This is a genomic window from Streptomyces longispororuber (genome assembly GCF_014656095.1).
In the GTDB taxonomy this organism is placed as follows: Bacteria; Actinomycetota; Actinomycetes; order Streptomycetales; family Streptomycetaceae; genus Streptomyces; species Streptomyces longispororuber.
In genome coordinates this window covers 1-12,582 of the sequence record NZ_BNBT01000196.1, presented here as the reverse complement: position 1 = coordinate 12,582, position 12,582 = coordinate 1, and the positions used below count along the sequence as shown (strand labels likewise).

At 72.8% G+C, this 12,582-nt stretch carries 10 protein-coding genes, 1 other RNA gene and 1 pseudogene; 10 read left to right on the top strand and 2 right to left on the bottom strand.

Annotated elements, in window-relative coordinates; genetic code table 11:
* The first annotated feature begins 507 nt into the window (after positions 1-507).
* The gene (gene prfB / locus IE330_RS34995; protein ID WP_190140213.1) at positions 508-1,614 is read left to right on the top strand and encodes a peptide chain release factor 2; all 1,107 of its coding nucleotides are present in this window, start codon (positions 508-510) and stop codon (positions 1,612-1,614) included.
* 349 nt (positions 1,615-1,963) lie between these two features.
* Entirely contained in the window at positions 1,964-2,719 is a 756-nt protein-coding gene (locus IE330_RS34990) for a hypothetical protein (RefSeq protein ID WP_190140212.1), read from the top strand.
* A 163-nt stretch (positions 2,720-2,882) separates the two neighbouring features.
* Here IE330_RS34990 and IE330_RS34985 read toward each other — a convergent pair whose 3' ends face one another.
* Positions 2,883-3,074 carry a hypothetical protein gene (locus IE330_RS34985; RefSeq protein ID WP_190140211.1) on the bottom strand — a complete coding sequence of 64 codons (192 nt, stop codon included), beginning with the start codon at positions 3,072-3,074 and terminating at the stop codon, positions 2,883-2,885.
* 268 nt (positions 3,075-3,342) lie between these two features.
* Between IE330_RS34985 and ftsE the strand changes: the two genes are divergently transcribed.
* From ftsE to dacB, 6 genes are all read left to right on the top strand, one after another.
* Positions 3,343-4,032 carry a cell division ATP-binding protein FtsE gene (gene ftsE / locus IE330_RS34980; RefSeq protein ID WP_016644946.1) on the top strand — a complete coding sequence of 230 codons (690 nt, stop codon included), beginning with the start codon at positions 3,343-3,345 and terminating at the stop codon, positions 4,030-4,032.
* Between the two features lie 99 nt (positions 4,033-4,131).
* Positions 4,132-5,049: a permease-like cell division protein FtsX gene (gene ftsX, locus IE330_RS34975; protein WP_190140210.1), complete on the top strand. Its 918-nt coding sequence runs from the start codon at positions 4,132-4,134 to the stop codon at positions 5,047-5,049.
* Positions 5,050-5,150: 101 nt separating this feature from the next.
* On the top strand, positions 5,151-6,338 hold the full coding sequence (locus tag IE330_RS34970; RefSeq protein ID WP_190140209.1) for a S41 family peptidase: 1,188 nt from the start codon (positions 5,151-5,153) through the stop codon (positions 6,336-6,338).
* Positions 6,339-6,356: 18 nt separating this feature from the next.
* Positions 6,357-6,884: an SsrA-binding protein SmpB gene (smpB, locus tag IE330_RS34965; RefSeq protein ID WP_190140208.1), complete on the top strand. Its 528-nt coding sequence runs from the start codon at positions 6,357-6,359 to the stop codon at positions 6,882-6,884.
* A 134-nt stretch (positions 6,885-7,018) separates the two neighbouring features.
* Positions 7,019-7,389: a transfer-messenger RNA gene (gene ssrA / locus IE330_RS34960) on the top strand.
* Between the two features lie 96 nt (positions 7,390-7,485).
* A complete protein-coding gene (gene dacB, locus IE330_RS34955) occupies positions 7,486-9,081 on the top strand; it encodes a D-alanyl-D-alanine carboxypeptidase/D-alanyl-D-alanine endopeptidase (protein WP_190140207.1) in 1,596 nt (531 codons plus the stop codon).
* On the opposite strand, the gene IE330_RS34950 is transcribed toward dacB, so the two are convergent.
* Positions 9,062-10,342: an MFS transporter gene (locus IE330_RS34950; RefSeq protein WP_229926141.1), complete on the bottom strand. Its 1,281-nt coding sequence runs from the start codon at positions 10,340-10,342 to the stop codon at positions 9,062-9,064. The two genes, dacB and IE330_RS34950, sit on opposite strands and share 20 nt — an antisense overlap.
* Before the next feature lie 190 nt (positions 10,343-10,532).
* Here IE330_RS34950 and IE330_RS34945 point away from each other — a divergent pair, with 190 nt between their 5' ends.
* Positions 10,533-11,528, top strand: a complete 996-nt coding sequence (locus IE330_RS34945; RefSeq protein ID WP_190140205.1) for a LysR family transcriptional regulator — start codon at positions 10,533-10,535, stop codon at positions 11,526-11,528.
* 156 nt (positions 11,529-11,684) lie between these two features.
* Positions 11,685-12,582, top strand: a pseudogene (locus IE330_RS34940) (hypothetical protein); the annotation flags it as partial.

The window sequence follows — 12,582 nt, the reverse complement described above, 5'->3', positions numbered from 1 at the left end:
GCGGGCCGGGTCGGGGCGGTCATCGGCGACGTACAGGGCCACGACACGCACGCCGCCGCCGGATCGCCCTCGGCGCGGCGGGGGCGGCCCTCGCCGCGGCGATAGGCGCAGGCGCCTGGTACGCCACCACCACGGACGACCCCCCGCCCCGCACCCCCGAAACCACGGCCCCCCCGGCGCCGTAACCCCACACGGCCAGACAAGGGAAAAGCACCACGCGCCGGGGCCGGGCAGGCAAGGCCGGGTGGCCACGGGTGGGCGGGCGGGAAAAGAACCCACGACGGCGAGAAAGCGCTACGCGCCGGGGCCGAACGGGCAAGGCGGGGGAGCAACGGGTGGGCGGGCGGGAAAAGAACCCACGGCGGCGGGAAAGCGCTACGCGCCGGGGCCGGGCGGGCAAGGCCGGGGTGGTCACGGGTGGGCGGGCGGGAGAAAAGGCCCCGGCCAGGGAAGGGCGGGCCCCTGCCACGAGGAGGGGACACTTGCCGCAGCCGTTACGCTGGTGTCGTGGCAGTCGTCGACGTATCCGAAGAGCTCAAGTCCCTCTCCTCGACCATGGAGTCGATCGAGGCCGTCCTGGACCTCGACAAGCTGAGGGCAGACATCGCCGTGCTCGAGGAGCAGGCGGCAGCGCCGTCACTCTGGGACGACCCGGATGAGGCGCAGAAGATCACCAGCAAGCTGAGCCACCTCCAGGCGGAGGTGCGGAAGGCCGAGGCCCTGCGCGGGCGCATCGACGACCTGGGCGTGCTGTTCGAGATGGCCGAGGAGGAGGACGACCCCGACACGCGCGCGGAGGCGGAGTCCGAGCTGACGGCCGTCAAGAAGGCGCTGGACGAGATGGAGGTGCGCACGCTGCTCTCCGGGGAGTACGACTCCCGTGAGGCCGTGGTCACCATCCGCGCGGAGGCCGGCGGCGTGGACGCCTCGGACTTCGCCGAGAAGCTCCAGCGGATGTACCTGCGCTGGGCGGAGCGCCACGGCTACAAGACGGAGCTGTACGAGACGTCGTACGCGGAGGAGGCGGGCATCAAGTCCACCACCTTCGCCGTGCACGCTCCGTACGCGTACGGCACGCTCTCCGTGGAGCAGGGCACGCACCGCCTGGTCCGCATCTCCCCGTTCGACAACCAGGGCCGCCGCCAGACGTCCTTCGCGGGCGTCGAGGTGCTGCCGGTGGTCGAGCAGACCGACCACGTCGAGATCGACGAGTCCGAGCTGCGCGTGGACGTGTACCGCTCCTCGGGCCCCGGCGGCCAGGGCGTCAACACCACGGACTCCGCGGTCCGCCTGACGCACATCCCGACCGGCATCGTCGTCTCCTGTCAGAACGAGCGCTCGCAGATCCAGAACAAGGCGACCGCGATGAACGTCCTCCAGGCGAAGCTCCTGGAGCGCCGCCGCCAGGAGGAGCAGGCCAAGATGGACGCCCTCAAGGGCGACGGCGGCAACTCCTGGGGCAACCAGATGCGCTCGTACGTCCTGCACCCGTACCAGATGGTCAAGGACCTGCGCACGGAGTGCGAGGTCGGCAACCCGGAAGCGGTGTTCAACGGCGAGATCGACGGCTTCCTGGAGGCCGGAATTCGCTGGCGCAAGCAGCAGGAGAAGTAATTTCGGCGCTTTGTCGACACGGCGGTACCGCACCGGATCGCCGGGGCGACACGTGGAATTTCCCGGCAACCGCGGCCTCTTGGGCCGCGGTTGCCGCGTTGTAGGGGCCTGTTGTGGGCGCCCCGCGCGTTTTACGTCACAGTCGTATGTCCGCTCGACGGTCAACTGAGCGCATAACGGGCATCGCGCGCGCAACGTCCTTGACGGTGTTCTGGAAAGTGGAAAGGCTAGCGGGCGGCATGCGTATCGCTGGGGCGCGTGTGATCCGGGGGGCCGGTGGAGCCGCCCCCTGGCCGGGGCCCCGGGCGCTGCCTCACTGACGTTTTCAGCTACTGGGGGTAGCAGCCTGATGACCAAGAAGACGCGGATCCGCATCGCGCGGATAGCCGCCGGCGCGGTGATCGCCGCAGGGGCGTCGCTGACCGCCGCGGGCGCCGCCTCGGCCCTGGACGTCGGCGTCGACCTGGACGGCGCGGGCGCGAGCGCCTCGGCCGACGACAACGGCATCGGGGTCGACGTGGACCTCCCGGGCGACGACGACGACCCGCCGGAGCCCACGAACCCGCCGGAGCCCACGGACGAGCCCACGGAGCCGACGGACCCGCCGGAGCCCACCGAGCCGCCCGGGCCCACGGACCCGCCGCAGCCGACCGTCCCGCCGGAGCCCACGGACCCGCCGCAGCCGACGAACCCGCCCACCGGCAACCCGAGCGACCCGCCCGGTGACGGCGGCACGGGCGGCGGCGGTACCGGCGGCAACGGCGGCGGCAACGGTGGTGGTGGCAACGGCGGCGGCACCGGCGGTGGCACCGGCGGCAACGGCGGCGGCACCGTCACCGGCGGCAACGGCGCCGACCCCGCGGGCGGCGGCTCCAACCCCGTCGAGCAGGGCCAGGGCAAGGACAGCCTGACCGACACGGGCACCGCCCCGCAGCAGGTCGACCAGGTCGCCGACAAGGGCCAGGGCAAGAACGACGGCGAGCTCGCCGAGACCGGTGCCACCGAGGTGACCTTCCTGGTCATCGGTGCCGCGACGATGATCGCGGGCGGCATCGGCTTCCGCTTCCTGCCGCGGCTCGTCGGCAACCGCGGCGCCGTCGCGTAACCCTCCCGGGGAAAAAAGCAGGCGAAAAAGCGGGAAGAAGGGCCCGGAGCCAAGCGCTCCGGGCCCTTTCGACGCTCGGTTCCCGACGGCAGCGAAGGCTTACGACGGCTGCAGGCTTACGACGGCTGAAGGCTTCCGACGTCCGAAGACCTCGGGACCGGCGCTACGCGGTCTGGTGCGCCAGCAGGGCCATCGCCGCGATCAGGACGACGAGCAGCCCTATCAGCGTCGCGGGGCTGAGGCCGCCGAAGGAGCCCTCCTGCTGCATCCGCTCCCGGCTGGCCCGGCACACGGGGCAGCGGCCCTTGCTCACAGGCGCCGCGCAGTTCGCGCACACCAACCTGTCAAAGGTCATGCGCTTCTCCTCCCGCACAGTCTCAGCCTGCCCAACGCTTCAGGGACGCCAACCGTTCCCCCTACCACTGTGCCAGCTTCCGCGGATTTCGGCGCGGCCCCCCTGTGCCCCGCCCCGATCCGCCGGGCGGCGCCCGCACCGGGCCGTCGATCCCCCTCCTGGCCCCGCTCGTCGCGACAAAACGCGCAACTCAGGACGCCGACTGCGCTCCCGGACCCGGTTCGCGTATGGTCACGCTCACCTACCCCCGGCTACCCGTGGTGCATCCGTGATCCGATTCGACAATGTCTCCAAGGCCTATCCGAAGCAGAACCGTCCCGCGCTCCGCGACGTGTCGCTGGAGATCGAGAAGGGCGAGTTCGTCTTCCTGGTGGGGTCATCCGGCTCCGGAAAGTCCACCTTCCTGCGGCTGATCCTCCGCGAGGAGCGCACCAGCCACGGCCAGGTGCACGTCCTGGGCAAGGACCTCGCCCGGCTGTCCAACTGGAAGGTGCCGCACATGCGGCGCCAGCTCGGCACCGTATTCCAGGACTTCCGCCTCCTGCCGAACAAGACCGTCGCCGAGAACGTGGCCTTCGCCCAGGAGGTCATCGGCAAGTCCCGCGGCGAGATCCGCAAGTCCGTGCCCCAGGTGCTCGACCTCGTCGGCCTCGGCGGCAAGGAGGACCGGATGCCCGGCGAGCTCTCCGGCGGTGAGCAGCAGCGCGTGGCGATCGCCCGGGCCTTCGTGAACCGTCCGAAGCTCCTGATCGCCGACGAGCCGACGGGCAACCTCGACCCGCAGACCTCCGTCGGCATCATGAAGCTGCTCGACCGCATCAACCGCACCGGCACCACCGTCGTGATGGCGACCCACGACCAGCAGATCGTGGACCAGATGCGCAAGCGCGTCATCGAGCTGGAGAAGGGCCGCCTCGTCCGGGACCAGTCCCGCGGCGTCTACGGCTACCAGCACTGAGCCGTCCACCGGCGGTGTCTGTCGGTACCGACGACCCGCCGGTGCCGACGACCCGCCTGCCGGAACCCTCCGTTCCACCTGATCCACCGAAAGGCCGCCATGCGCGCCCAGTTCGTCCTGTCGGAGATCGGCGTCGGTCTCCGCCGCAACCTCACGATGACCTTCGCCGTCATCGTCTCCGTGGCCCTCTCGCTCGCCCTGTTCGGCGGCTCGCTGCTCATGCGCGACCAGGTGAGCACCATGAAGGGCTACTGGTACGACAAGGTCAACGTCTCGATCTTCCTCTGCAACAAGGCGGACGCCGAGCAGGACCCCAAGTGCGCCAAGGGCGCCGTCACCAACGAGCAGAAGGAGCAGATCCTCGCCGACCTCAAGAAGATGTCGGTCGTGGACACCGTCCAGCACGAGACGGCGGACCAGGCGTACAAGCACTACAAGGAGCAGTTCGGCGACTCCCCGCTGTCCAGCTCGCTGACGCCGGACCAGATGCAGGAGTCGTTCCGCATCAAGCTGAAGGACCCCGAGAAGTACCAGGTCGTCGCGACCGCCTTCTCCGGGCGGGACGGCGTGCAGTCCGTGGACAACCAGAGGGACGTCCTGGACAACCTCTTCGAGCTGCTCAACGGCATGAACAAGGCCGCGCTCGCGGTGATGGCGCTGATGCTGGTCGTCGCCCTGATGCTGATCGTCAACACGGTGCGCGTCTCCGCGTTCAGCCGTCGCCGGGAAACCGGGATCATGCGCCTGGTGGGCGCCTCCAGCCTCTACATCCAGATGCCGTTCATCCTGGAGGCCGCCGTCTCCGGGCTCATCGGCGGCGCCCTCGCCTGCGGCTTCCTGGTGCTCGGCCGGTACTTCATCATCGACCACGGCCTGGAGCTCTCCGAGAAGCTCACGCTGATCAACTTCATCGGCTGGGACTCCGTGGTCGCCGTGCTGCCGCTGGTCCTCGTGATCGGCCTGCTGATGCCCGCACTTGCCGCTTTCCTCGCGCTGCGCAAGTACCTGAAGGTGTGAGCGGCACGGCGGTACGCGGTGCCGTTGATGTGAGGAGTGCCTCGGGCGCCGTGACGGTCAACCTTCCGTACGGCGCCCGTCGTTGTCCTAGACTCACCGACATGTCAGGCCCCGATTGGCTCACCGCGCCCCGCCGCATCCGCCGCGGGGCGGCCCTGACATTGGTGTTCGCGAGCGTCCTCGCCGCCGGCGCGGCCACCGGCTCCTGGAGCGAGGACGACGAGGAAGGCCGGAACGCCGCCCCCTCCGCCCGCTCCGTCGTCTCCCTGCGCGACCGCGACCGCGGCTCCGCCGACGACGCGGTGGACGCGGCCGCCGAGGCGATGGCCGACGGCAAGTCCGGCGCCGAGGCCGCGGAGGCCGCCGAGGAGGTCGTCAGCCGCAGCGGCGACCGCTGGGCGTCGGTGTACTCGCAGGGCGAGTTCAAGGATTTCGAGCAGGCCCTGGACGGCGCCTACACGGGCGTCGGCCTGTGGGCCCGGCGCGCGGCCGACGGCCGTATCGAGGTGGCGAAGGTACGCCGGGACGGCCCCGCCGCCCGCGCCGGCGTCCGCCGGGGTGACCGGCTCGCCTCGGTCGACGGCCGGGAGGTCAAGGGCCGCCCCGTCACGGACGTGGTGGCCCTGCTCCGCGGCGACCGCGAGGGCACCCCGGTGGCGCTCGGCCTGGAGCGCGGCACGCGCGCGTGGAGCACGACCGTGCGCCGTGAGCGCCTGTCGGCGGACTCCGTGACCGTCACCCGGCTCGCCGGGGGCGGCGTGAAGATCAAGGTGGACGCGTTCACGAAGGGCTCCGGCGAGGCCGTGCGCGCCGCCGTGCGGCAGGCCCCCCGGGGCGCCGGTGTCCTGCTGGACCTGCGGGGCAACGCGGGCGGCCTGGTCTCCGAGGCCGTCACCGCCGCCTCCGCGCTGCTCGACGGCGGCCTGGTGGCGACGTACGACGACCGCGGGCGGCAGCGCGCGCTGCACGCCCGGCCCGGCGGCGACGCGGCGAGACCCGTGGTCGCGCTCGTCGACGGCGGCACGATGAGCGCGGCCGAGCTGCTCACCGGGGCCCTCCAGGACCGCGGCCGCGCGGTCGTCGTGGGCTCCAGGACGTTCGGCAAGGGCTCGGTGCAGATGCCGAGCGAGCTGCCCGACGGCTCCGTCGCCGAGCTGACCGTCGGGCACTACCGCACCCCCTCGGGCCGTGCGGTCGACGGCCGGGGCATCACCCCGGACCTGGAGGTCGAGGACGGCGCACAGGAGCGGGCCGAGACAGTATTGACTGGCCTCGGACCCCCCTCGTAGTGCGAAAATGACCGCACTATGGCTAAGGAAAAGGTGAAGCGCAAGGCCGCGAAGGCCGAGGCCAAGGGCAAGTCCTCAGGCCCCCGGATGATCGCGCAGAACAAGAAGGCGCGGCACGACTACCACATCCTGGACACGTACGAGTGCGGTGTGGCCCTGATGGGCACGGAGGTGAAGTCCCTCCGGCTCGGCCGGGCCTCCCTGGTGGACGGCTTCGTGCAGATCGACGGCCGCGAGGCGTGGCTGCACAACGTGCACATCCCGGAGTACGTGCAGGGCACGTGGACCAACCACTCCGCCACCCGCAAGCGCAAGCTGCTGCTGCACCGCGCGGAGATCGACAAGCTGGAGTCGAAGTCCCAGGAGACCGGGCACACGATCGTGCCGCTCGCGCTGTACTTCAAGGACAGCCGCGTCAAGGTCGAGATCGCCCTCGCCAAGGGCAAGAAGGAGTACGACAAGCGGCAGACGCTGCGGGAGAAGCAGGACCTGCGGGAGACGAACCGCGCGGTCGCCGCGGTCCGGCGCCGCCAGGGCATCGCGTGAGCGGGCTCACGGGCCCGGCGGAATAGGCTGGCACCGTCCCGTGTTGGTCACGTACGATGGACCACGTCCCGCTGGTGACGGGACGGACACCCTCTCCGGAGGGCCCTCCTCGGAGGGGATTGAAAAATCAACATGGGGATGATCGGTTTCGACAGCGGATGTCGAAGCAGGGGAAGCGTGTCGAGGAAGCGGCAATGATCTCGTTAACCACGTGTCGCAACCAATAATCGCCAACACCAAGCGCGATTCCTTCGCCCTCGCTGCCTAAGTAGCGACTGCGCGAAGTGTCAGCCCGGGGCTGTTCCCGACCCGGATCCTGGCATCAGCTAGGGAACTAAACTTCTAGGCCCGGTCACGGGGCCTGGAAGGAAATCAAACAGTGACTGAGCCCGTCGGAGACTTGTCCACGTGATCTCCGGGGCTGAGAAAATCGCAGTGGACTGCACACGGAGAAGCCCTGATTCTGCACCGTTGGACGCGGGTTCGATTCCCGCCATCTCCACAATTCCCATGTGAGACGAAGGCCCGGTGGTCACCCGACCGCCGGGCCTTCGTCGTGTGCTCTGTCGCTTCCCGCCCGTATCCGGGATCCTCCAGGTTCATGAGTAGACCCGTGAGCCGCGTCAACACCCGTATGCGCCACTGGATCTGGCCCGCCGTCCTAGGCGTCGCCGCCGCCTCGCTGACGTTCGGAGCCCCGGCCGGGGCCGACGCCGAGCGCAGTGGGCTCCCCGAAGCCATCGACACCATCCTCGGCGACCCCCGTATGGAGGGCGGCGTCGCCAGTGTCGTCGTCGCCGACGCCGAGACCGGTGACGTCCTCTACCGGCACCGGCCGACCGGGCGGCTGATGCCCGCGTCCAACACCAAGATGCTCACCTCGGCCGCCGCCCTGGAGCTCCTCGGCCCCGGCCACCGCTTCACCACCGACGTGCTCGCCGACGGCAAGCAGCAGGGCTCCGTGCTCAAGGGCAGCCTGTACCTGCGCGGCACCGGCGACCCGACGACCCTCGCCAAGGACTACGACGCGCTGGCGGCCAAGGTCGCCGCGGCCGGTGTCCGGCGGGTCACCGGGCGGCTCGTCGCCGACGACACCCGGTTCGACGACCGCCGCGTCGGCGACACCTGGGGCGCCGACGACGAGTCCTCGTACTACGCGGCGCAGATCTCCGCCCTCAGCCTCGCCCCCGACACGGACTACGACACGGGCACCGTCATCGTCGAGGTGACGCCCGGCGCCGCGCCCGGCGACAAGCCGCGCGTCTCCCTCACCCCGCGGACCGACTACGTGGACATCGACCTGCGCGCCACCACGGGGGCCGCGGGCAGCGCGAACACCCTCGCCGTCGAGCGGCAGCACGGGAGGAACACCGTCACGGTCAGCGGCTCCGTCCCGGCCGGCGCGGCGGCCGCCAAGGAGTGGGTCACCGTCTGGGAGCCGACCCGGTACGCGGCCGCGGTCTTCCGGGACGCGCTCGCCGCGCACGGCGTCAGGGTCGGCGGCCCGACGAAGGCGGGCGTGGCCACCCCGCGGGGGGCGCGTGAGCTGGCCTCGCACGCCTCCATGCCGCTCAGGGACCTGCTGCTCCCCTTCATGAAGCTGTCCAACAACATGCACGCCGAGCACCTGACGAAGGCCATGGGCCACAAGGCGACCGGACGGCCGGGCAGTTGGGGCGACGGGCTCGCGGCGATCGGCGGCTACCTGAAGACCGCGGGCGTCGACCCGGGCAGGCTGCGCCAGGCCGACGGCTCCGGGCTCTCGCGCAAGAACACCATCCCCGCCGACCAGCTCATCACGCTGCTGCGCTCCGCGAAGGGCGAGCCCTGGTTCGCCGACTGGTACCGGTCGCTGCCGGTGGCGTGCGAGCCGGACAAGCTCACCGGCGGCACGCTGCGCTCGCGCATGTGCGGGACGCCCGCCGCCCGCAACGTCCGCGCCAAGACCGGCACGCTGACCGGCGCGTCCGCCCTCTCCGGCTACGTGACCGACGCCGGCGGGCGCGAACTGGTCTTCAGCATCGTCCTGAACAACCACCTGGTGCCCTCGGTCAAGGCCCTGGAGGACGCGATCGTCGTCACCCTCGCGCGGTCCGACGCGGACGGGGCGGCCCTGGTGGAGCCGCGTGCCCGGCGCGGCGGCGAGCGGGACGGCGGCGACCTGGAGTGCTCGTGGGTCAAGCCCGCCCGCTGCTGACGGCGTCCACCCTCGTCGCGTCCCCGCCCACGACGGTCAGCAGCAGCGCGCAGCACGCGGCGGCCAGGGGCACGGCGTAGCCGGTGGCGGCGCCCAGGTGCTCCACGGTCCAGCCGCCCGTCGCGGCACCGCAGGCGATGCCCCCGAGGAGGCCGGTCACCGCGAGGGTCATGCCCTCGTTCGCCTGTCCCTCGGGGGTGAGCCGCTGCACCAGCGTCATGCCGGTCACCATCGCCGGGGCGGTCGCCATGCCCGCGCACAACAGCGCCCCGGCGAGCACCACGAGGGACCCGGTGGCGGCGGCCGCGAGCAGCGGCAGCCCCGCCAGGGCCGCCATCGCCGCCGCGCACAGCACCCTGCGGCGGTGCAGCGGCCCGCGCGGGCGTACGGCGCCGAAGACGAGCCCCGCCGCGCACGACCCCGCCGCCTGGAGGGCGAGGACCGCGCCCGCAGCCGCCTTGTGGCCGCGCTCGTCGGCGTAGGCGATCGTGACGACCTCCATGGCGCCGAAGACGGCGCCGGTGGCGAGGAAGACGACGAGCAGGGCGGGCATCCCCCGCGCGCGGAGCGGCGACCGGGCCTTCGTGGCGGCGCCCGTACGCCCCTGGGGCGGCGGTTCCGTCGCGCGCTGGGCGGTGAACAGCAGGACACCGGTCAGCAGCAGGACGGCGCCGGCCAGGGTGCCCGCCTCCGGGAAGAACGTCCCGCACAGGAAGGCCGCGAGCACCGGGCCGAGCATGAAGCACAGCTCGTCGGCCGCCTGCTCGAAGGAGTTCGCGGTGTGCACCGCGCGCGCGTCGCCCTTCAGGAGGTGGGCCCAGCGGGCCCGCGACATGCCGCCGGTGTTCGGCACCGTGGCGGTCGCGGCGTACGAGGCGAACAGGGTCCAGTCCGGCGCCCCGTACCGCACGCACAGCAGCAGCGAGAGCGAGCCGAGCACGGCGAACACGGTCGCGGGCACCGCGACGCGCGCCTGCCCGTGCCGGTCGACGAGCCGCGCCGTCCAGGGCGCGACCACGGCGGTGGCCGCGAGACCGGTGGCGGTGACGGCCCCGGCGAGGGCGTACGAGCCCCGGGACCCGGCGATCATCGTCACGGCGCTCACGCTGAACATGCCCATGGGCAGCCGCGCGACGAGGTTGCCCAGGGTGAAGGCGACGGCTCCGGGGACGGCGAAGAGACGGGCGTAGGGGTTGCGGCGGGGACGTGTGCCTGCGGGAGCGGACGTGGCGGCAGACGGTGTGGACGAGGCAGACAGCATGGACGAGGCGGAAGGGGTGGACGAGGCGGATGGGGTGGGCGGGGCGGACGGTGCGGGTATGGCGGGGGAGTCGGAGGGCGCTTGCGGCATGGCTCCAGCCTCATGGCCGCCCCCGGAAGGGGTCCAACACCTATCAGCGACGCGATTCACGCACTGCCGTTGTCAATCACCGCCGTTGTAGATTCCCCGGATGGTCACTCCACCGTCCGGGACGCCCCGCGATGTCGCCCCGCGGCTGCTGCGCGCCTTCGCCGCCGTCGCCGAGGAGCGGCACTTCACCCGGGCCGCCGCCCGCTTGTACGTCGCCCAGCAGGCGCTGAGCCGCGATGTGCGGCGCCTGGAGCGGGAGTTGGGGGCCGAGCTGTTCGTCCGCTCGACGCGGCACGTCGCGATGACGACCGAGGGCGAGCGGCTGCTGCCGTACGCCCGGCGGGTCCTGGAGGCGCAGGAGGAACTGGCGGCGGCCTTCGCGCGCGGGAGCGCGGCGAGCCGCCCCCTGCTGGTCGACCTCAACACCCCGGGGCTCGCCCTCGGGCGCGTCCTGGAGCGGGCCCGCGGGCTCGCCCCGCGCTGCGAGCTGATGGCCCGCTTCGAGAGCGGCCTGACGGGCGCGGCGGCCGAGATCGTCGCCGGGCGGCTCGACGCCTCCTTCGGCCGGTACGCGGGGCTGCCCGAGGGCCTGCGTGCCGCGCTCGCGCAGCAGCCGGTGCGGTACGAGCCGATGGCGGTGCTGCTCCCGGACGGGCATCCGCTGGCCGCCCTGGACGAGGTGCCGCTGGGGCGGCTCGCGGGCGAGCGGGTGTACGCGGGCGCGGGCAACGACCGCACGGCGGAGTGGACCGACCTGGCCCGGCGGCTGTTCGCGGGCCGGGGCGTCGAGATCGCGCCGCCCGCCCCGATGGCCGTCGGCCCCGAGGAGTCCGCGCGGGTCATGGCCAAGCACCGGCACCCGATCCTCGCCGTGGTCGGCTTCCCCGGGCTGCCCGGCGCGGTGCTGCGGCCGCTCGTCGACCCGGTGCCGCTGTCACCGGTGTCGCTGGTGTGGCGGCACGGCACGAGCCACCCCGGCCTCGACGCGCTGCGGCGCGCGGCGGCCGAGCTCGCGGCGGCCGAAGGATGGCTGAACCGACCGGCGGACGGGTGGCTTCCGGACACCGATGCACTCATCATGATGAGCCGCGCCTGACGAGATCACGGCCGTCACCGGCGTGCGCTACGTTCGTGGCCCGGGTGCGGTGTGGTAAAGGGGCGCTCGGTCCGGGTGTCCGGGTGGGGCCCGGTCCGGACGGCGGTGCCCGGGGCGTCGTACGCGCACCCGCATCGATCCCTTGGGGGGTTGCGCGTGCGCGGCGAGGAATGGCGGCAACACACCGGTCCAGAACACACCGACCCGGAACGCACCGGTCCGGAACTCACCGAGCCGGAATCCACCGGCCCGGAACTCACCGGTCCGGAACCCACCGAGCCGGAACGCACCGGTCCCGAACCCGCCGACCCGGAACGCACCGAGCCGGAACCCGCCGGTGCGGACAGGCCGACGGACGCGCCCCGCGGCGCCTCGCCGCCGGGAGGCCTGCCGGAGGAAGTCCCGTACGACCCCTGGGCGGAAGCCACGGAGGGCCCGTCCGGCCCGCGTCCCGCCCCGGCGGCGCACGCGTACGACCCGCACGACGTCACCGTACGGCTCGACGACCTGGCCCGCCTCGTGGCGGGCGGGCCCGCGGGCGCCGTGGGCGACACCCGCGTCATGGACAGCGTTCCGCACCCCTCCGCCCCGGTCGACGGCCCTGGGGTCGGCGGCCGGCCGGTGTCCGGGGACAGGCGCCCCGGCCGGGGCCGGCCGGGGTCCGGTGACGGCACGCGGCGGCGGAGGCGGCCGGGGTTCGGCGAGAGGCTCCGCCTTCGGAGGCGGCAGGTGCCCGGCGGCGCGTACGGGAGCGGCGGTCGGCGGTACCGCCGCGTCGCCGTGCTGGTCGGCCTCGCCTGCGCCGGGTACGCGGTGGCGGTCGTCGCCACGCTCACCACCGGCACCGGTGGCGCGCCCTGGCTGCCGGTGCCGGAGCCCCGGACCGAGAAGCCCGCGAGCACGGTGGACGCCCCGAACGTCTCGGCGCGGCCGGTCAGTTCGCCCCGCTCCGTCCGCGCGCCCGGTACGGCGCCCTCGCCCCGGCCGCCCCGGACGACGGGCAGGCCGGCGCCGGACGCGGCCGCCGCGCCGTCGGGCGGGCCGGGTAGCACCG